13 protein-coding genes are annotated in these 21,174 nt (G+C 31.6%); 9 read left to right on the top strand and 4 right to left on the bottom strand.

Going from position 1 to position 21,174, the window contains the following annotated elements:
* Positions 1-100 precede the first annotated feature (100 nt).
* From DEA20_03725 to mutL, 5 genes are all read left to right on the top strand, one after another.
* On the top strand, positions 101-1,492 hold the full coding sequence (locus DEA20_03725) for a hypothetical protein (GenBank protein ID HBS48280.1): 1,392 nt from the start codon (positions 101-103) through the stop codon (positions 1,490-1,492).
* Positions 1,493-1,743: 251 nt separating this feature from the next.
* Complete coding sequence (locus DEA20_03720; protein ID HBS48279.1) at positions 1,744-3,303, top strand: hypothetical protein; 1,560 nt, start codon at positions 1,744-1,746, stop codon at positions 3,301-3,303.
* A 125-nt stretch (positions 3,304-3,428) separates the two neighbouring features.
* Complete coding sequence (gene bamA / locus DEA20_03715) at positions 3,429-5,894, top strand: outer membrane protein assembly factor BamA (GenBank protein ID HBS48278.1); 2,466 nt, start codon at positions 3,429-3,431, stop codon at positions 5,892-5,894.
* 15 nt (positions 5,895-5,909) lie between these two features.
* Positions 5,910-6,644, top strand: coding sequence for a hypothetical protein (locus tag DEA20_03710; GenBank protein ID HBS48277.1), 735 nt, complete (start codon positions 5,910-5,912; stop codon positions 6,642-6,644).
* The gene (mutL, locus tag DEA20_03705; GenBank protein ID HBS48276.1) at positions 6,637-8,511 is read left to right on the top strand and encodes a DNA mismatch repair endonuclease MutL; all 1,875 of its coding nucleotides are present in this window, start codon (positions 6,637-6,639) and stop codon (positions 8,509-8,511) included. The genes DEA20_03710 and mutL overlap by 8 nt, the downstream gene beginning before the upstream one ends.
* A 1-nt stretch (position 8,512) precedes the next feature.
* On the opposite strand, the gene DEA20_03700 is transcribed toward mutL, so the two are convergent.
* The 3 genes from DEA20_03700 to DEA20_03690 form a co-directional block, all read right to left on the bottom strand.
* Positions 8,513-9,181 carry a hypothetical protein gene (locus DEA20_03700; protein HBS48275.1) on the bottom strand — a complete coding sequence of 223 codons (669 nt, stop codon included), beginning with the start codon at positions 9,179-9,181 and terminating at the stop codon, positions 8,513-8,515.
* Positions 9,182-9,372: 191 nt separating this feature from the next.
* Positions 9,373-10,293: a hypothetical protein gene (locus tag DEA20_03695; GenBank protein HBS48274.1), complete on the bottom strand. Its 921-nt coding sequence runs from the start codon at positions 10,291-10,293 to the stop codon at positions 9,373-9,375.
* An 11-nt stretch (positions 10,294-10,304) separates the two neighbouring features.
* Complete coding sequence (locus tag DEA20_03690; protein ID HBS48273.1) at positions 10,305-11,429, bottom strand: carbohydrate kinase; 1,125 nt, start codon at positions 11,427-11,429, stop codon at positions 10,305-10,307.
* Between the two features lie 201 nt (positions 11,430-11,630).
* On the opposite strand from DEA20_03690, the gene DEA20_03685 reads away from it, so the two are divergent.
* Positions 11,631-12,845: a hypothetical protein gene (locus DEA20_03685; GenBank protein HBS48272.1), complete on the top strand. Its 1,215-nt coding sequence runs from the start codon at positions 11,631-11,633 to the stop codon at positions 12,843-12,845.
* Positions 12,846-12,915: 70 nt separating this feature from the next.
* Here DEA20_03685 and lon read toward each other — a convergent pair whose 3' ends face one another.
* On the bottom strand, positions 12,916-15,270 hold the full coding sequence (gene lon / locus DEA20_03680; GenBank protein HBS48271.1) for an endopeptidase La: 2,355 nt from the start codon (positions 15,268-15,270) through the stop codon (positions 12,916-12,918).
* 208 nt (positions 15,271-15,478) lie between these two features.
* Between lon and DEA20_03675 the strand changes: the two genes are divergently transcribed.
* The 3 genes from DEA20_03675 (at position 15,479) to DEA20_03665 (ending at position 21,154) form a co-directional block, all read left to right on the top strand.
* Positions 15,479-16,165 carry a lipoprotein-releasing system ATP-binding protein LolD gene (locus DEA20_03675; GenBank protein HBS48270.1) on the top strand — a complete coding sequence of 229 codons (687 nt, stop codon included), beginning with the start codon at positions 15,479-15,481 and terminating at the stop codon, positions 16,163-16,165.
* Positions 16,166-16,609: 444 nt separating this feature from the next.
* The gene (gene mviN / locus DEA20_03670; protein HBS48269.1) at positions 16,610-18,181 is read left to right on the top strand and encodes a murein biosynthesis integral membrane protein MurJ; all 1,572 of its coding nucleotides are present in this window, start codon (positions 16,610-16,612) and stop codon (positions 18,179-18,181) included.
* 72 nt (positions 18,182-18,253) lie between these two features.
* Positions 18,254-21,154: a hypothetical protein gene (locus DEA20_03665; protein HBS48268.1), complete on the top strand. Its 2,901-nt coding sequence runs from the start codon at positions 18,254-18,256 to the stop codon at positions 21,152-21,154.
* The last annotated feature ends 20 nt before the right edge of the window (positions 21,155-21,174 follow it).

Below are 21,174 nucleotides of genomic sequence, written 5' to 3'. Positions count from 1 at the left end.
AGTCATTATATTTGTAAAGATTATTGAGCTTTGTAATGGCATTAATATAGAATTGAAATTAATTTTTGTGTGAGAAGCAATTAATAAAAAAAAGGTATTTATGAATAAGATAATATTGTATAAAAACGTAAAAAAAATATTTTTAATAAGTTTGTCATTTATTTTTATCCGTTCTTTAAACCCAATAATTGAATCTATATCGTTATATCGACACCCTAGTAGTAAACAAATAATTTTAAATATTGGGGAGCGGCATGCTTCCGATGGAAGAATTACGCGTATTCCTGGATTAAAAAGAGATCTTGAGATTAGCGGGAAGCAAAAGTTTATTGAGTTGTTAAATCGTATTAAGCCATACTTAAGAACTGTTTTAAATTTCGAGGTGCAGGCAGATGCCTCGGGTAATATAGTTTTTGCATCAACAGCATATGCAACGCCCGCTGACAAAAGAGATTTGCCTTTAACTTTTTTTCATGCAGCAGATCAAAAAAAGACTGATTTGAAACTTACATATAATTTTGCGGATTGTACAAATGTTATCTTTGCGCAGTTTGCGTTTTATATGAATTATATTAATAGCATTTTGTATGATCTTGTAAGTGAAGCTTTACCGCTGTGGAGTCGCTCGTCTGAGGTAAACGGGGCCTTAATGCCACCGTTTACAAAGTTATTAATAGAGAATGGCTGCGTGGATGCTAAAAATCATCTTGATTTGTATAAAACTTTATCCATTTTAGTACGAATTTATCCAAGCAATCCTATTTCAAGGCAATTTTTTGATCAATTTGCAACCACTATAATATCATCTAATAGTTTTTCGCGATTTAATACAGAATTAGAACAAAGATTTGCAAGCAGAGATTTCAGAATAGAAAATGTTTCCTTGCAAAATTATTTGGGCGACTATAATCGAATTTTAACTAAGGTGGAAAATGATGTGATATTTAACGATATTAGATCGGTTACAGAAGTAAAAAATAAAGCTTTATCTATAAAAACTAGTTTAGAAGATGTCGGTAATAAATATCCTGCTTTAAAAAATGTTTTTTTAGAGGAATTAGTAAAGAAAGCTATAGAGGCTAAAGATTTTTCATCGGTAATCATATTATTAAATGGCAGTCCTGCTGTTTGTTCATGGTTGCAAGATCTTGGTTATATGTGGTCACTTTTTTCTTCTTTGCAAAATGCCGATATAGTAATAAATTTTTTGGGTAACGCTCATATTAATAATTTAAATCATTTGGCTTTAGATTTGGGGTTTGTTCAAGTAATTCAAGAAGGCGATCCTTTGGCGTTGATTTCAATGGCTGAAATTCCAAAGTTTAGTAGTGTAGAAAATTTTTCTACGAAATTTGACAAGATTCTACCATTCATTATGCAACATAGACATTTTTCATGTAGCGGAAAAAACGGTAAATGTTATAAAATTTGTTGTTCTACACATGGCCCAAAAAGAAATTATCGTATGGCTCATAAAAAGGTCGGCAAATAACTATAAACAGTTCAAGTAACTAAATAATAATGTGTATCAATATCAAAAATATAAATGAAAACGGTTTTGGGGTATTTAAGCAAATTCTTTACTTAAAAGTTTTTATAGTTCGTTCAAAACGTAAAATTTAGCGGCTTTTTAAAAATTTTAATTAAACCATTTGACTTTTATCGCTGATATTTTCACATTGAATAGTATGTTTTTATTAAATTTGGTTGAAACGATATTTTTTAGTTTTGAAGTGAATAAAGATGAAAAAGTTTTGGAAAATTTGTGGGTTATTTTTTTTGTTAGCGGCATTTTTGGGTGGGGCTTTTGTAGCTTATAAAAAGTTTTTTCCTAGTCAAAATATTTCGCTTGAGATGGTAGAGGATATAAAGGACTCTGTTAAAGATTCGATAAGCGATCTTGTAGATGAGTGCGAAACCTCTTGGAATATCGTAGAAAATATAAAAAATAAGTTTTTAAACCTTTTTTATAAAAAAGAACATTATTTGAACATTTTCATTCATGGAAATTTTAACACAGGTCTTGGGATGTTAAGTCTTCCAAATGTCTTAAAAGATGACATAAAAGGAACAAGCTATATCAAACTTGTAAGAAGACTTCGCAAAGATCCTTTTTTCTATCAAGAGCAACCTATTTTATCTAGGGGTTTGACCTCTATCGATCCAACTTATGATGTTTCATCTATTAATTCAGAATTCAAATATGCAGCTTATCCGATAATTGCTGGTTATCAAGATGTGTACAATTCTGTTTACGCTAATAATAAAAAAGAGATAAATCATTTTTATACTTTTGGGTGGAGTGGAATTTTAAGCCAATCGAAGAGAATTATCGAAGCTGTAAGGTTTTATAATGCACTTGCAGAAGAGGTTGAAAAATTTCGAAGAAACGGAATAGATGCAAAAGTTAAAATCGTAGCGCATAGCCATGGTGGAAATATTTCTATTAATTTGGGTCTTGTTCATGAAGCGCTAAAAAGAGTAAAAGATAAAAATGCCAAAATCGAAGGTTTGGAGCTAAATGCGAACCCAGAACTTTTGGAATATTTTAATAGAATGGTCTCTTACTTGGAATCTTTGCCTTCGAAGCGATTTGCTAAAAAACAAAAAGGTTTACATAAATTTGATTATATTCCATCCAAAAAGGGTTTAAAAATAGAAGAATTAATTATTACAGGAACACCCGTCCAAGCTGAAAATTCATTTTTTATAAATTCAGAAATATTCAAAAAAGCTTATAGTTTTTATTCAGAACAAGATATTGTTCAATTTATGGATATTTTTACGACAAAACATTACAGCGGACAACGATTTAATTTCAAAAGTGACGAAAGTTTTAAGCCAAAAGTTGTTCAAGTAAGAATGTTGATAGACAGAGATTTAGAAATTTTAGCCAAAGAAAAAAGTGACAAATCTTGGTGGAATAAACTTTCGCTAGATCGAATTTTTGCAAAAGAAAGAAAAGAACCAACTCATAAAGATTTATGGTTTTTTGCTTGGAACAAAGAATATAGTCAGCCCAATTTTCCTCTTAAACCGCTTCCATTAGTTATTATATTTCCTTTTTTGATACAAATTTTGGATAATAATCCGGAATTTAAAGATGTGGATTTAGATCTATTTTTTGAAAAAACAAAAATTAAAGCTTGGCTTTTAAAACATGATGAAGAAAAGAGAATAGATGAGGCTTTTTTACCAAACACAATCATAGAAGATATCAAAAAGAAAGTTGCACCATGGGAGCCGGATGATCTTTATAGATATAATACCTACAAGAGATTGCAGTCTTCTCTAAACGATTGATCTTATAGCAAATAATTTTCAGAAAAAACACTAATAAAAAATAGCTTTTTTTTTCTGAAAATGTATTCTATTTTTATCTGAATATAAAATTCTAAAAAAATTGCGAGCGCTTAGGAGAACTGATAATGACTTTTAGGTTTAAGATTTCTACAACAATTTTTGTTTTATTTTTTATTTGCAACTCTATTAACAATCTAATTTCTGCACCTTCAATGCAAAGAAGCAAAAATGATTTGCAGCAGGAAGAGAGTTTTCCAAAAAAAGACTTTAGCAAATATCAAGATAAAAAAATTCAAAAAATAATTGTAGAAGGAAATAAGCAAATAACAACAGAAATGGTCAAAAGCAAATTGCCATACAAAGAAGGTGATTTATTTGACCCGATGCTTAGCTCTGATGCAATTCGCAATTTAGAATCTCTTAAATATTTTCGCCAAATCAAAATCGAAGTTGATTCCGCCGAAAGCGATTCAATAAATCTTTATGTAGTATTGCAAGAAAATCCAAAGCTTGAAAAATATGAATTTGTTGGCAATCATGCAATCAAAACTAAAAAAATAGTCGAACGTTTGACTTTAGATAAAGTAGAAACTGTAGATGACGTTTTTATGAAGCGATCTTGTGAATCGATCAAAGCAATGTATAAAGAAGAAGGTTTTCTTTTTGCAGATGTAAAAGGCAAATTGGTTTTGAATGATAAAGGTGAAAAAGCGAATATTATTTTTGAAATTACAGAAGGTAGTAGTCTCAAAGTTATGACAATTTCCTTTGTGGGAAATAAGAGGTTTTTATCAAGTAAATTGCGACAAATTCTTTTCACAAAAGAAAATTGGGTTTTGGGTAAATTAACAGGCGCTGGAAAATATATTCCTGAAGCGCTTGAGTATGATAAACATCTTTTAGAACATTTTTATCAAGATAACGGATATTTACTTGCAAAAGTAACAGATGTCAAAGTCGAATATTCTGAAAACAAAAAAAATATTTTCATAACATTTCATATAGAAGAAGGTGACAGATTTAGAATTAGCAAAATTTCTGCTCCTGGTGATGATGTGCTTCTAGAAAGTGATATTTTGTCACAAGTATTGCTAGAAGAAGGACAATATTATAATGCAACAAAAGTTACGCAATCTGTTGAACGATTGAAAGATCTTTGGGGTGATAAAGGTTTTGTAAATGCAGATGTTTATCCTCAAATAACTCCAAGCGAAGAAGAAAAAACTGTAGAAGTATCTTTTTACGCGGATCGTGGAGATAAAGTTTTTGTTAGAAAAATTGATATTACTGGAAACGATGTTACAAACGATCGTGTGATTCGTCATGCAATAGGACTTGAAGAAGGCGATTTGCTTACAAACAAAAAATTACAACAGGCTCAGGATGATGTTGAAAGATTAAGTTACTTTGACAAAGGTGGAGTTAACTGGAGACTGCATAAAATAAATGATGAAAAAGTTGATCTTGAAATGAATGTTAAAGAAACAAAAACTGGTAAAGCAGAATTAAATGCAAGTTTGGGTAGTGATGCTGACTCAAATAAAAGAGCGCTAAAAGTCGGTTTTGATTTGGAGAAACGCAACTTTATGGGCGAGGGATATGATGTCGGCGCAAAGACTCAGGTACAGCTAGCAAAAGGTGGAAGCAAATTATTTGAAATGCATTTTTTGAATCCACATTTGTGGGATAGCGATGTTTCCTGCCATGTTGAAGGTTTCCATAAAACACAAGAGTTTGATGAATGGGTAAATGTTAATTCGACTCCATATGTTAAAGAATCTGGTGGAGATATCGGTTTAGGTTTTGCTTTAAATAAGATTGATAAATATTTGAACATAGAAGCAGAAGTCGGATTTGAGTTTGTCGATGCTCGAAAAAATAATGTAACAAAAGGATCAACAGCTAAAGAGCGAAAAGCTTTGAAAATGATAATGGATAATTCATTTAGAAGAGCGCCTCTTCAGTGGCTTGGTTTGAATTTCATAAAAGATACTCGAAATCACATAGCATATCCAAATAAGGGATACAAATTTATATGGTCAAATAAAGTTGCACTTCCCGGTGTTAACAAAGATTATTCTTTCTTAAAAATGGAAGCTGATTTAAGTTGTTATACTGCTTTGATTGGAGACGATGCACTTGTTTTGATGCTTCATGGTTTAGTTGGAACTGTATTTCAAATAGGTCAAGATAAATCTATTCCATACAAAGAGTTATTTCATATGGGAGGTCAGTCGACAGTTCGTGGTTTCAGATTTGGTGGAATTGGTCCTTCTTGGAAAAATCAAGATCCTTTGGGCGGTCGAAATGCCATTTTATTTAATACCGAATTAATTTTTCCTCTTGTAGAACAAATGGGAATCAAGGCTCACGTTTTTTATGATGCCGGTGCTGGATGGAGTACCCCAAAATATGGTACAGTAAGACCAGATTTAATTACGCGAAATGCTTTTGATTTCCGTCAGTCTATCGGATTTGGATTTAATATAACTCAGCCTCAACCTATCAAAATTGATTGGGGTTATAAATTGGATAGACGACCTGGTGAATCGCCTTCGGAGTTGCATTTGAGCGCAAACGTTGCCTTCTAAGATAAAAGGTTTTATGTGAAAAAAGTTATAGTTTGTTTGTTTACTCTTTTTTATCTGAATTCTCATTTGATTGCAGAGGATTCTTCAAATCCTTTTTCTAAAATTACAATCACAAGTAATAAAGCTGTTTGTGAAAAAGATAAAAACAATGCAGAAAATTATCTAATAACATACAAAGATGATGTTTTGGTAAAACTAGCTGATGAAAGTAATCTAAGAGCAGGCTCTTTGGCTATAACTTTGAAAAGTTCACCTGTGGATGAAAAAGTGGGTAAAAATTTAAAAGCAAAAAATTCGAAAATTAAAAAAGTAGAAAAAGTTATAGATAAAAACGGTAAACAAGATAAAAAAAATGACAACATGATGGGCATGTTTAAAAAAATTGAAATTTTAGAAAACATTCATATTCAGCAGAAAAATAGATTCTTAACTGCAGGCAAAATTGAAGTTTTTCCAGACAGAAAAATTTGCGAACTTTCGGGTGATGTTAAAATCGAACAAAAAAAAGAAAATCCTAAAGATGTTCCGATTACAGCTGAGTGTAGCAATGCCACTTTGGACATGAACACAGAAGAGATTTGTCTTTTTGGAACACCTCAAAAGCCGGTTACCACAGTGATAATCATCGAAGGTTATCCGTCACTAATGAAAAAGAAAAAAACTCCGCAAGAAAAAAGAGCTGATAGATTGGCTTTGAAACTTGCAAAAAAAACTCAAGCTCAAGAGATTAAATCTAAAAAACATGAATAAAATTAAAGTTCTACCTCCTCAAGAAGCACTTAAAATAGCGGCAGGGGAAGTAGTTGAACGTCCATCAAGCGTTATCAAAGAATTAATTGAAAACTCTTTGGATGCTAAATCATCAGTAATTTCAATTTACATAGAAGATGCTGGCAAAAAACTTATCAGAATTGTTGACGATGGTTTTGGCATGTCACCTCAAGATGCAAAAATCTGTTTTTTACCACATGCAACAAGTAAAATAACAACGGTAGAAGATTTAAATTATTTGCAGTCTTTTGGGTTCAGGGGAGAAGCATTAGCGGCTATTTCTTCAGTAAGCAAAGTGACTCTTACCACAAGACTCAAAGAATCGCAATTTCCCGCCATTAAGTTGCAATATTTTGAAGGTACTTTCAAAGAAGAGCAAGAAGTTGCAGCTGCTGATGGTACAGATTTAGAAATTTGTGATCTTTTTTATAATACGCCAGCAAGAAAAAAATTTTTAAAACAAGATGAAACTGAATGGAATCAGATTTTAAATAATTTTTACGCATTTTCTTTGAGTAATATAGATGTGCATTTTAAATTATTTCGAGATGGGGCTTTGCAGTTTAATTTGCCTGTTGTTTCGGATTTCAAAAGTAGAGTTGCTCAAATATTTGGAAATAATTTTGCAGAAAATTTGATTGATCTAAATCCTAAGGAAATTAGAGATATTTCTTTTCGAGGTTTAATCTCAAATCATAATTTTTGGCGGTATAATCGCAGCCAAATATTCTTTTTTGTGAATGGTCGTTATGTAAAAAATTCAGCTCTTGGTAAAGCTCTTATCAAAGGTTATTTGAATGTTTTGCCTCAAGGGCGCTTCCCGGTCGGATTTATTTTTATCAATTTGGAAAATTCTTCTGTGGATGTGAATGTACATCCTCGTAAAGAAGAAGTGCAATTTTCAAAGCCACAAGTTGTTGAAAATTTAATTTTTGAAGGTGTAAGAAATTCGTTAGAAAATTATGTTTCAAGTAAAATTTCACAATCGCAAAACAGTTTGTCTCAATCTGAAAGCTTTACCTTAAAAGATAATTTTATAAATGCAGAAAATTTAACAAAGGAAAAAATTGCAGATTTTGATAAAGCTTCCAAAGATAAAATTTTCGAAAAACTAAACATTTATTCAAGTTTTGAGCGTTCTTTTCCAAAAACAGAATCTAATGCTAACGAAAGTAGCGCTGTGATTTTTGAAGAAAATAAGCTGGAAATTGTTAAAGAAAATATGCAACAAAACAAAATAGATTCTGTTCAAAAAAATGTTCATAACAATTTTAAAATTATAGGGCAATTATTAGATACTTATATTTTACTCCAGCAAGATGAAAACCTTGTGATTGTTGATCAACATGCGGCGCATGAGCGAATTTTATATGAACAATTTTCCAAATATTTTGATTTGAAAGACGGTATTAGACTTCTTTTCCCTGAAGTTATTTCATTAAGCGAACTACAATTAGAATTGATTTTGAAAGAGGCAAATTTTTTATTAGAGCAAGGAATTGAAATTGAGCAAATTGGAAAAAATCAGATTGCGATAAAATCTGCACCTCCAAAAGTTCAAAGTCAGTCTCTCAAAGAACTTATTTTAGAAATAGTTTCATTTATCGAAGAGAATGAGAATTTAGAAAAAGATTTGTTTTATAAAAAGCTCAATGAAAGAGTAAAATCTCAAATGGCTTGCAAGGCTGCGATAAAAGCTGGCGATAAATTATCTTTTGAAGAAATGCGGAATCTTTTGAGTCAACTTCAAATTTGCCCAAATCGCATAATTTGTGTTCATGGTAGGCCAACGACTTGGGTTATCAATAAAAATGAGTTAGAGAAGAATTTTAAGCGGCGTAAATAGATTATTTGTTTGTACTCTCAATGATTTCACCATTGTTAATTTGGTGAATGTGATTAAAATGTTCTGTAATAATTTCTGTTGAGTGATGAGATATGACTAAGGTAATTACTTTTTTACTTAAATTTTTTAGCCATAATATTAATTCTTTTATTTCGTCTTGTGTAAGCGAGGAAAAAGGTTCATCTAAAATTAAAACTTTTGGATTTGAGTTTAATGCGCGGGCAATACAAATTTTTTGTTTTTGAATTTCAGATAATTCTGAATAATTCATTCTTGCTAATTCTTCAATTTTTAAATCTGCAAAAATTTTAAATACTATCTCTTTTGCTTCTTCAAGATTCATTTTTTGAGATAAAATTAAAGGCTGAATGCAATTGTCGATTCCTGTTAAATGTGGGAAAAGGTTAAAATTTTGAAAAACAACTCCGACCAAATTTGTTACATCTTCTGGCTTAATATCTTTTATTTCTTGTTTATCTATTTCTATTGATCCTTCGTAGTGGTTTTCAAGTCCTCCAAGAGATCGCAATATTGTTGTTTTACCGCTACTATTTGTTCCGCAAAAAGCTGTTAAACTTCCTTTTTTGGCAACAAAAGAAAGATTTTTGATTATTTCTTCTTGATTAGATGCGTTTGTTGATTTAATAGTTAAATTTTTAACACGTATCATTTTGATATAACCTCCAAAATTTACCTGCAAAATAAGCTGTTTTCTTATTTTAATAAACTAACAGCAGGGTTAAAAATAGTCAAATAGAAATTTAACGCTTATCGATAAAAGTATGTTTTTTTTGCATTATTTTCAATAAAAACTGCATTTTTTAATAAATTAGATTCTAATTGAAACTAATTGCGTGTTTTTTAACTATTTGCTAAAAACTCAAATTGGTAACAATTGTTTTTCTTTTGAATCGATTGTAAAGATAAAGTTTTAAATATTTTTGTTTGATTTAAATTTTCTAAGAAAATGGCTATTTCTGATTTTGAAGAGCTTTGCCCGTTTAAAGTGAGACTGAAACTGTGGGTTTCTGATTTCTTTGAAATTTCATTTATTTTTAGATTTGTAATCCAGCAATTGTGAGGAATAGTTTTGCTAATTGTTTTTAAGCATGAAGTATAACAAGATACGTTATTATTTATTTTAGATTTGAGCGATTTAAGCGTGATGTTTTTGGTTTTGACCACTTTAAAATTTTTTAGATCTGTTTCTATTTTTTTATTTTCACTTTCGATTTGCAGTGCTTTATTTTTTACAGTTTGCAGAGTGTTATTATTTGCGAGTGTCCTAAAAATATTTATTGATAAGAAAATGGTTAACGCGAAAGAAGTGTACGCAATCCATTTTCTAGGATCTGAATTTTTGGGCGGATAAAAGTTTTCAAGCAAATTTGTATATGTTTGAAGCTCTTGCATAGAAATCTTGTTATCATTTTTAAATATTTTTTCATTGCAGATTTGTGTTATAAATCCTTTGATTGGTTTTAGAGCTGCTAGTAGCTGTAAAAGCTGCAGATTTAAATTTGCATTTTCAGTTAAATAAGTTGCGCTTATCAAAAATGTTGGATTTTGTATTTTTTCTTTTTTTATAAAATTTGAAATTGTTTGATTTAGCAGTGTGGGGTTAAATAAAACTCCATCTTTTATTTCATTATTTTCTAAAGTTATTTGAAGTCTGCTATTTGGATCGAGATTCAAAAGGTTATTTATTTTGTAGCATTTAGTAAGCAAAATGGATTTATCTGCTATTTCTAAATAAATAATGTCTTCGTTTTTTCTAAACATTTTTTTAAATCTTAAAATTTAAATTTCTGTAAACTTTTAGTTTTGAAATTTTGGAGCTTGATTAAAAGCTCTTTTTCTTTCAAAAGCCCAGGTTTTGCGCCTATATAACTTATTACTGAAGAGCTGTTTATTATTCCGCCGACTAATGCTTTTTCTATATTTTTTGTTTTTACATATAAACCTACAAACGCTGAACCGAAAGCGTCTCCTGCGCCTAGCGTGTCAACGATTTTTGTTTTGATGCTAGGGTGATAATAGATTTCATTTTTTGTAGCGACATAAACACCTTTTGCGCCATCAGTGACAGCTACGATTTTGGGGCCGAGTTTTAATGTTTCTTTGAAAAATGTTTTTAGATTAAAACATAAATTTTCGTGCATTATGCTTGTGCTGAGTAGATATGCTTGATTATCAGCGAGCGCTGTTTGGGGTAAATATTCTTTTTTTAATTTATCCAAGATTTTGTGGTAACTAACATCTGATTTAGCAAGCGAGAACATTAAGGTTTTTGCCTCAGAGCTGTTTAAAATCAAAATATCTATATATTTTAAAGAATCTCTGAGCGTGAGAACACCTTCTGCTAGCTGACTTATTCCGGGATTAATTGCGATGAATTTATTTTCTTTTTTTGCAAATTTTACGATTTCCTCAAAATGCTTGGAAGATTTATGGCTTAATGATGTGATGTAGATTAAATCATTTTCCTTGATAGAGCTTAGGGGAAAATCCTTTTTTTCTATAAAACCATTTGCTCCTCGGTATGCAAAAATTGTTCGATCGCCTTGAAGTGAATTGATGATAAAAGATGAGCCGGTGGGATTTGTTTTTGTAATTTTTATATTCGCGATATTTATTTTTTCTGATTTTAAATCTTTAACTATTTCCTTGCCTGCGAAATCATCTCCTATTTTGCAAAAGCAGCTTGTATCGAATCCAAGTCTTTTGAAAGAAACAGCAGAGTTAGTAGCTCCGCCTCCTGTTGTGTAAATAAGATCTGTTATTTCGATCTTTTCGCCAGCTTTGAAGATCATATAATCTTCTTCAAAATGTTTTTTGGTTAGACGCAAAATGTCTGCGCCTTCCTGGCATCTTAGAAAAATGTCTTGAGTTGCGCCGCCGATCGTTAAAATTTTCATTTTTTCTCTCTTTTGCTAAAAAGTAATTTTTAATTTTTAAAATCTATTCAAGTTTTTCGACTTATGCCAATAAAATCGAAAAAAGGGTATGTTTTCATGATTTTGCAGCAAATTTTATCTTAACCGATTGCCATTAAAAATATTTAGTTTATTTTTGTTACAAAGCCAAATTTGTTTGAATTTATTTAGAGAGGTATTTATATGAATAAAATGTTGAAGGTAATGAGCTTTTTACTACTTGGTATTGCATTATTAGGCGATGCAAAGTCAAAAAATTTGCCAATTTTACTTGGTGCAAAACCAACTGAGTTCAAATTTCAGACGAGAAGTAAAATTAAAGTTGTACGGGCGGCAAATGGAATAATGGCAGCAGTTCTTAAGGATTCTTCTGGACTGGTCTGTAGATATGATGAAAATGGCCATTTTGCGCTCCCTATTGAACTTGTAGTCTATGAGCGAATAGATAATATATTTACCACTAATGGAATAATTATTATAGCACTAGCAGGTCTTTTCAATTCTTTTTATAGCCCTGGTAAATATAGGATATTGAGATTTAAAGAAGATAGCACATTATCAGAACTAACAAATCTGCCAGGAATTGACGATAAAGATGATATACGCATATTGCAAGTTCGGGATGGAATTATTTTGGGTAAAAAACGAAATACCAATGTTTTTTTGTTATGGTTAGTCAATGAAAATGGAGAGATATCAGAACCTAAAATATTAAATATGTCAGAACAGGTTGTTGATGTAGAAATTGATAATAGAATAATTGTAATGCGGCTTTACAGCGTTGTTAAAGGTCATGAGGAAAATTATTTTAGGTGTTTCGTTATAGATAAAAACGGGGACATCTCAGCATCTCAAGATCTTATAACACTAAGTGATTGTTCTTCAGTAAAAATTATTGGTAAAAAAATAATTATTAAATGTGATTCAATAATAGGATATGGATATCAAGCGTACGAGTTTAGAGGTGGTATGTTGGAACAAATACCAATAACTCAAAGTTTAGCTGAAGAATATTTTGCTTGTGATCGTTTTGTTTCTGATACCATATACAATAAATATTTTGTTGGTGGCGCAATTTATGTTGAATCAAAGGTTATTGAAGAAAACCTTTCTCATAAAATTTATGAAAATAAAATATTTTTTATAAAAAATTTATTAGAAGATCCTAGTTTAACTTCAGATCAAATCTTATTCATTAAAGAATCTATGGAAAAACCAATAAAATTAAAATTTGATATGCAATTAAGAAAATTTTTTGATTCTTTACCTTTAGCAATTAAAGATGAATTGCTAAGATTGGGCTGCGTTTATGAAGCAGCCATAATTTCAAGAAAAATTCAATTTAATCCGCAGCAAGTAATGTCAGATTTGAATAGACCAAGGCGTTTATTTAGTTGACTAAATAATAAGATTTTAAAACAAAAAAGAGGGTTGCCCAAATGCAACCCTCTTTTTATTTGTACTTTACTTAAGCAATTATAGATTTAGGCATTAAAACCTTATCTAAAACTTCGGAGACATTATCTACTAAAATAATATTTATCCCTTTCTTTGCTTCGCCTAGTTTTTCTAGATCAATAGCATTTGATTTAGGAATAATGATATATTTCATTCCTTCTTGTTTAGCTGCTAATATTTTTTCTTTTAATCCGCCGATTGGCAAAACTTCACCTTGGAGATTTAGTTCGCCTGTCATTGCGAAATCACCATTTATTGGCCTGCATGTTAATGCAGAAAGAATAGCAGAAAGCAATGTTATTCCGGCGGAAGGTCCATCTTTTGGTATAGCCCCAGCAGGTAGATGAATGTGAAGGTCAAACTCGGTGAAAGATTTTCGAGCTATTTCAAAGTTGTCGGCATGAGCTCTTGCATATGTTAGAGCTGCTTGTGCAGATTCCTTCATCACATCTCCAAGTTGTCCTGTCAAAATTAATTTTCCGCTTCCTGGCATGAGCTGCGTTTCGACTTGAAGTACTTCTCCACCATAAGGTGTCCATGCAAGTCCGTTAGAAACTCCGATTCTATTTTTGTGACTATTGTTGTGATGGTGAATTAGCGGATTGCCCAAAAACTTAGCAAGATTTTTAGGTGTGAAATTTAATGGTTTATTTTCTTCTATGATAGATCTTGCAAATTTAGCACATAATTTTTGGATAAGTCGCTCAAGCTGGCGAACGCCCGCTTCTCTTGTATAGTTTAAAACTATCTGATCAATAGTGTCGTTATCTATTTTTAAATGTTTTTCTTCGAGGCCATAATTTTTTATTGATTTTTTAACTAAATGTTTTTTTGCAATTTCAATTTTTTCATTGTGTGTATAACCAGATAATTCGATTATTTCCATTCGATCTCTTAGCGGTGCAGGGATAGTGGACAAATCGTTTGCTGTTGTGATGAACATAACTTTTGAAAGATCGTAAGATAAGCCAAGATAGTTATCATAAAACGTGTTGTTTTGCTCTGGGTCTAAAACCTCAAGTAACGCAGACGATGGATCTCCTTTGTAATCATTTCCAATTTTGTCTATTTCATCGATCATTATTAAAGGATTACTGCTTCCAGCTTTTTTTATAGCTTGAATAAATCGTCCTGGCATAGATCCGACATAAGTTCTTCTATGACCACGAATTTCAGATTCATCATGAACCCCACCAACTGAAAGCCTGCAGAATTTACGACCGATACTTTTTGCAATCGATTGTCCAAGCGATGTTTTACCTACGCCCGGAGGCCCTGCAAGGCAAAGTATAGGAGTATGACAGTCTTCTTTTAAGCTTTTTACCGATAGAAAATCTAAAATTCTGTCTTTTATTTCTTCTAGACCATGGTGATCATCATCTAATATTTTTTTGGCATTTATAATATTTAGATTATCTTTTGTATAAATACCCCAAGGAAGAGAAACGACCCAATCTAAATAATTTCTAAGAACCGTATATTCCATCGAGTCAGGTGGTATTTTTTCAAGTCTTTTAAATTGTTTATATGCTTCGCTGTATGCTTCTTGTGAAAGAGGGGTTTCTTCTAATCGTTTTTTGATTATTTCAAGATCAGAATCAACGTCATCCCCGAGCTCTTTTTGGATTGCTTTTAGTTGTTCCCGTAGATAATATTCTCTTTGTGATTTGTTTATAGAATCGCGAGCATTTAACTGAATTTTTTCTTGGACTTTTGAAATTTCAAGTTTTTTGGTTAATTCCAAATAAATTTTTTCTAAAAGATTTGATAAATTTTTTTCTTCTAAAAGATCTTGAGATGCGCTGGTATCCAAGTTCAGATGAGATAGTGTAAAATCTATAATCTTTTCAGGATCTTTCATTTGTGAAATTATTATTTGTGAATCTGGTCCGAATATTTTACCGCTGTTGCTCATTTGCTCAATTAAAGAAGTGATGTTTTTCATTTGAGCTTCGGTTTTGTTAGCATCTTCGGCCTTGGTTTCTAGATAAATTGGTTTTAACTTTACGAACAAAATTTCTTCATCTGTTAATATTTCTTTGACTTCAGCTCTTACGATACCTTGTACTAAAATTTTTATGCCACCTTCGGGAAGTTTTACAAGTCTCATAATAGAAGCTACAGTTCCAATTTCATGTAAATCTTGGACGCCTATTGGTCCTTGGTAACCGTCAGCTTGTTCGCGTGTTGCGAGCAAAATTACTTTTTTAGAATTTTCTAATGATTCTTCGATTCCTTTGATTATTTGTTCGTCGAGTACCAGAAGCGGTACTATCATATGTGGAAAAACTACCACATCCATCGTTGGTATAACCGGAAGTTTATCAGGTATTTTTTCCATATTTTGTTTTTTTGTTTCTTCCATTTTCCCCCCCTTGTGTGTTTTTGAGTTTCTCTCTTTTTTTAATTTTATTTGAAAGGAACTAGTTAAAACAACTCCTGAAAAAAATAGCGCTCAAAATCTTTTATATTCCATTAATTTACTCTTGACATTTTAAAAAGCTTCATGAAATGCTACTTTATAATTTGTTTATAATAATTTTGCATTTAGAAATAAATTGTTTAGGAGAAAAATGACTTCTTCTATTTTGTCTGCCAAGGGTATTGAAAAGTTTTACAGCCAAGATGATCAGAAGCAGCTTGTTTTAAGAGGCGTTACGGCTGATTTTGAGCAGGGTAAAAGTTATGCTTTAACTGGAGTTTCTGGTAGCGGCAAATCTACTTTCTTACATATTCTGGGAGGACTTGATACTCCGACAGCAGGAGATCTGTTTTTTGATGAAGAAAATATAAAGAGTTTTTCACAAAAACGTAAAGAGAGTTTTTTAAACAAAGAGATTGGTTTTGTTTTTCAATTTCATTATTTAATTAATGAGTTTTCTGTTCTTGAAAATTTAATGGTTCCAGGTTTGATTTTTGGTGAAAATAGAAACTTTTGCAAACAAAGAGCAAAAGAGCTTTTAAGTTTTATGCAGCTTGAAAATGTAGAAAAAAAATATCCATTTGAACTTTCGGGTGGAGAGCTTCAAAGAGTTTCTGCTTTGCGTGCGTTATTTAATAAACCAAAATTTATTTTGGCGGATGAGCCTACGGGTAATTTAGATGCTCGTAATGCTGCAAAAATGGTGGATTTATTTTTGAAGTGCCAGCACGAGTGGGGTCTTGGGATAATAATTTGTTCGCATGATCCGGATGTGTATGATCGCATGGATACAATTTTTAAGTTGCATGAGGGCGTTTTGTCTGTTGCAAAAAAGTAAAAAAAGGCGAATAATATTAGCTGTTTTCGATCTTTTTAAATTCAAAATTAGAGGGATTTTTATGGAAAAGATTTTAATATTTTTAGGTTGTTTATTTTGTGCTTCTTTAACTTTTGCAAAAGCTGCTGAAAATTTTGATTCGACTGGGGCGACTGCTGCAACTTCTATTATTTCAGAAAAAACAGATGTTTTACCCGAGCCAAAATTGCAAGAAGTTAAAAAAGCTGAAGAAAATGTTACTTCCTCGCCAAAAGAAACGATAAAAAAGGAGGAAGTAAAAAAGCAAGAGGTAAAAGAAGTAAAAGAAAATGAAGAAGAAGTTGATTTTTTAAAAGATGAAAATCTTCTTGATGATGATGACTTTAGATTAGATGAAGAAGATTTAAGTTTTTTAGAAAAAGAAAATTTTGACGTTTAATTTTAACTTGTAAGCAGAGTATTGTGATGAATGATAAAATGACCAAAAAATCTATAGTGCAGAAAACCCTTCAATTTGGAAGTTTAACTTTAATTAGCCGCCTTTTAGGCATGATTCGAGATTTGCTTCAGATTAGACTTTTGGGTTTTGGTGCGATCTCCGATGCTTTTTTGGTAGCTTTGCGAATTCCAAACACTTTACGAAAAGTTTTTGCCGAAGGAGCTCTTTCTTCTGCATTTGTTCCTTCTTTTGTAAAAATTGTAAAACAAGATGGAAAAGAAGATGCTTCAAGGTTAATTTCAATTTCGATGCTATTTTTTCAAGCTATTCTGCTTTTGTTTACTATTTTTGTTGTGACTTGTCCTCGCTTGATTATTGGTTTACTCGCATCAGGATTTTCGGAGGAGCAGATTTCTTATGCGGTTCCTTTCGTGAGAGTGTTGTTTCCTTTCATACTTTTTATTTCTGCAAGTGCGCTTCTTTCTGCAGCTCTTCAAGCTTCAAATCATTTTTTTATGATAGCTTTTGCACCGATTATTTTAAATATCACATTTTTACTTTCGATTGCTCTTTGTTTTTTATTTAAACTTCCGGTTATTGTTTACTGTATAGGTATTGTGATTGGTGGAATATTACAGTTTTTATGTTATTTGCTTGTTTATTTTAGATTTGATTTTAGTTTTCAAAAATATGATGCGAATTCCATGGTCAATTTTAAAAAAGCTATCAGCAAATTTGGAAACTGTTTGTTTGCGACAAGTGTTATAGAAATTAGTATTTGGATTGATACAGGTTTTGCTTCTTATTTTGAAAAAGGTTCGATTTCTATAATTACTTATGGTTATTCATTTATGCGAATTCCGCTTGGTATTTTTGCAATAGGTTTTGCTACCGTTTTGCTTTCGCATCTTACGCGTACAATTCTTTATGCACCTAGCAGGCTTAGTTTTTATCTTTTGGAAGCGACCAAGTTTAACTTTTGGATATCGCTGCCTTCTTCTTTGTTTTTGATATTTGTTTCTGAAAAAATATTTTCGACTTTAATGCTTGCAGGATCGGCAACGAATGCACAAATTTTGAAAGCTTCGTGGATTTTAACTATTTTTGCTTGTGCAATAATATTTTTGTCATGGAATAAGGTTTTAACCAATGTATTTTATGCATTTCATGATACATGGACACCTACTCTAATTGGAATTATTTCAACTATATTGAGCTTTTGTTTTAATATGCTTAGTTATTTTTATTTTGGTAAATTTGCGATTTATGGTATTGCTTTTTCAACTGTTTTATCGGGTATTACAACATCTATTTTATCTTTTTTATATTTACATCGAAAACATAACGCTTCACTTCATATTGGTCGTCTTGGATCTTTTGCCTCAAAATGTTTATTTCAACTTAGTGTTGGGTTTTCTCTTTTTTATATATTTTATTTAGCAATTTTTTATTTTATTTCCAAAACCTCTTTTTATTCATTTTTTTATTACCGAATTGGTTACTGGGTAATTGTTTCTCCACTTTGTGGTGCAACTCTTTTATTCCTATTTTTTACAAGAAAACAATTTGGACTAAAGATTTACTTCTTAGATCGATAAATTGAGCTTTCATATTTTTTAAAATCCTTTTAAAATATCTAGATGATTTTTTGTTTTAGGCGAGGTAATGACATGGGATTAAATATGAAAAAATTTTTGTTTTATTTATCGATTTGTTCGCTTCTTTCTTTTCAAACAATTAAAGGTGCATTGAGTAATGCAACTAATGTTGCCGCTGGACCTTGTTTATTATCATCTTCTTGGGCAGGTGGTTTTAGTGGCTATTTAGGCGCTAATGTAAGTTTGCAAAACAACAGTTCTTTGATTGGGCAAAATGCTGTTTCAATTTTTTCTTATAGGCAAAATGATGATACAGAGCTATATGAAATAAAAATTAATCCTCTTGTTGATGAAAAAGCATATGTAAATTTTTTTAAGCCTATAAAAAAAGATTCAGAAATGTCCTCTGCTCCTAAAACTGAAGATAAAAAAAGTAATCCGATTTATGGCAAATCAATTGATTATTTAGTTTTGGGTGATGCGCCTATTGTTGTTATTGATCAAGATACAACAGATGAGATTTTGGGAGATACTCAAAAAATTTGTCTGATCGAGGCAAAAGATACAGTTCGTACAAACAAAGTAAAAATCAAAGATGCTGGTGGAAACGATTCAAGTAAAATAGCAACAATTGCCGCCGCATCAGGGACTATTTTTGCAGCTGTGGCTCCAAATGGTAACAGCTTTGGTACTTTAAATAGTGGAATTGCAGTTCTTTATCTTGATAAAGGTTATTTAAATATTGCAGATGCTGTCGCTGGAACAAAAAATAATAATAAAGCTATCGGTATAGGATTAGGAGCTACGAATAATCTTATCGCGATAACTCAAGATGCGGCTTTAGATAATATTGTTTCCATGCAATGGGATAGCGAAACAAAAAATTTATTTATTGCATTGAAAGCAAAGAGAAGCAATTCGGCTTCTGTTGGTGGTGCGATTTCCGTGATATCGGCTTATTTTTCGACAGATGCAACTTTGGAAAATCCTTATAAATTAACTTTGGAACCTGTTGTTACTTCAAATTCTTCAAATTTTACATTAAATGCAAATAATGAAATTGTTGGTTTTTATACTAATTCTGCAAATGAAATTTGGTCTGCTATTTATAAACTTAAAATATTAAAAACGAGTACAAGCAAACGTTACATGATTGTTAATGGTGGTGTGATTGATACGACTGCAGCACCAACAGCTCTCGCAAAAAATAAAGTTTTTGCTTTGCCAATGGTCAACAATAAGATCGCAAATAAAAATGATTTAACAAAAGTGGTTTCAACTGCAGCTGAAATGACAAGAGCTACGGATGCAGCGGCTATTGTTGGGGCGGGTGATTTGCCAATTGCTGCAAATGTTGCAATCGGTGATATGTTTACTTTTGGGGATTCTGTTTATGTTTGCTTAACTGGAGATAGCGCAGCGGTAGATGAACCTTCAAAGCAAGGAATTTTTTATAGTAGTGCGATATTTAACAAAGATGGTGTTATTGCAAAATGGACGCCATGGCAAAGAGTTTGTGGCAGTTCGCAAAAAATTGTTACAGCTGTTATAGATCCAACTTCTTCTTTGTTTGCTTATTTATCAGTTGATACTGCTGGAGCAAATTCGATGAATGTAACTCAATGGGGAAGCGGACAAGGCGACGGAATTTTAGGTGGATCAACAGCCGATGGTTCTAATGGTTTTGTTTCTTTGATGTCTAACGAATTTAATATTGCATTTGGTGGCGTATCTGAAATATTTAATTTTGATGAAAATAGCCCAACTTTTAAATCTGGAGCAAATGGATTATCATTTCTTGCTGTTAGTGGATATCAGAAATTGCTTTTGGTTGAAACTGGCAGAAATGTAGCCGGTGCTTTTTTACCAAATTCGGGAGATTTTACAACAGGTTTACTTAGATCAACTAACGGATATGCGGTTGATGGTGATGCAAATAGCAAAGTAATGGCCATTGCTGGTGGTGATTTGACAAATTTAGGTCCAATATCAAAAGTTGAAATTTCCAGAAATGTTTTAGCGGGCGGTACAAATAATGGATGGCTATTTGTTAGTGGTTATAATGGAGTTGCTGTTTTAAGCGAAGTTAATGGAAATGGTTGGGATACAGCTACAGGTTTACAACGAGGTTTTGTTGGAATTACATCAACTATGTCGTTTAAAGAAATTGGAAATTTTTCTCGTGTTCGTACTGTTATTTGTGATGATACAAATTTATATATTTTGACTGCTGATTCTTTATATAAAATAGCCTTAGATGCAGCTAATTTTTCGACAGTTGGAGCTCCAAGCCCAACTGTTACTCTGCTTGCGACAGCTGTAGGTTTAACTGGTAAAAGTTATGCGTCATTTAATGATTTCATTGTTTCTTCCAAATTAGGGTTACTTGCTACAAGTGAAGGAATTTTCCGCGTTGGTGATGGCAAAAATATAAAAACTGGAGTCAGTGCTTCGGATTTAAATTGGACAGAAATCAAACTTGATTATTCTGGTGGTTATAGCAGTTCATATAGTTCTGCAAAACAGTTATTCCCTCTTTCTGCTACAAAAGGTGGATTTACTCAAGGTGGAAATTTATATTTGCTTGTCTGTGATTATTCAAGAAGATTGGCAGATATTTATAGATTTGAAGTACAAGATACAAGTGGCGCAGCTATCGTTTCTTATTCGACTGTGCAAAAAATAGTTGAAGCTGGGAATTTCAAACAATTTTTGTCGATTGGAAATTATCGTGGAAATATTTTTACGGATGGTTCTTTTTTGTTTCACGAACTTTCTCAAAATTTTGGAAGTAGAGATTTTGTAAAAATTATGCAACACCAATTGAATATGACTTCTTATGGTACCAGTAGGGGATTTTCTATAGATGTCGGTGTTCCTTCTGATGCTTACAGTGTTGGAATAGCATCTAGAAATAGTGCTTGTGGTTCATATATGGTTCCTGGAGATTTTGGTGTTAGAGTTAACGAATAAAAATTTGAATTAAACTTTAT

The sequence above is a fragment of the Candidatus Dependentiae bacterium genome (genome assembly GCA_003511165.1).
GTDB lineage: Bacteria > Babelota > Babeliae > Babelales > UBA12411 > UBA12411.
This window is presented reverse-complemented; position numbering and strand designations above follow the sequence as displayed.

What these genes read in the sequence shown, in the direction of transcription:
- mviN (HBS48269.1), top strand. Translation starts at nt 16,610, where the DNA reads ATGAATGATAAAATGACCAAAAAATCTATAGTGCAGAAAACCCTTCAA.
- mutL (HBS48276.1), top strand. Translation starts at nt 6,637, where the DNA reads ATGAATAAAATTAAAGTTCTACCTCCTCAAGAAGCACTTAAAATAGCG.
- DEA20_03685 (HBS48272.1), top strand. Translation starts at nt 11,631, where the DNA reads ATGAATAAAATGTTGAAGGTAATGAGCTTTTTACTACTTGGTATTGCA.
- DEA20_03690 (HBS48273.1), bottom strand. Translation starts at nt 11,429, where the DNA reads ATGAAAATTTTAACGATCGGCGGCGCAACTCAAGACATTTTTCTAAGA.
- DEA20_03675 (HBS48270.1), top strand. Translation starts at nt 15,479, where the DNA reads ATGACTTCTTCTATTTTGTCTGCCAAGGGTATTGAAAAGTTTTACAGC.
- lon (HBS48271.1), bottom strand. Translation starts at nt 15,270, where the DNA reads ATGGAAGAAACAAAAAAACAAAATATGGAAAAAATACCTGATAAACTT.
- bamA (HBS48278.1), top strand. Translation starts at nt 3,429, where the DNA reads ATGACTTTTAGGTTTAAGATTTCTACAACAATTTTTGTTTTATTTTTT.
- DEA20_03725 (HBS48280.1), top strand. Translation starts at nt 101, where the DNA reads ATGAATAAGATAATATTGTATAAAAACGTAAAAAAAATATTTTTAATA.
- DEA20_03720 (HBS48279.1), top strand. Translation starts at nt 1,744, where the DNA reads ATGAAAAAGTTTTGGAAAATTTGTGGGTTATTTTTTTTGTTAGCGGCA.
- DEA20_03665 (HBS48268.1), top strand. Translation starts at nt 18,254, where the DNA reads ATGGGATTAAATATGAAAAAATTTTTGTTTTATTTATCGATTTGTTCG.
- DEA20_03700 (HBS48275.1), bottom strand. Translation starts at nt 9,181, where the DNA reads ATGATACGTGTTAAAAATTTAACTATTAAATCAACAAACGCATCTAAT.
- DEA20_03695 (HBS48274.1), bottom strand. Translation starts at nt 10,293, where the DNA reads ATGTTTAGAAAAAACGAAGACATTATTTATTTAGAAATAGCAGATAAA.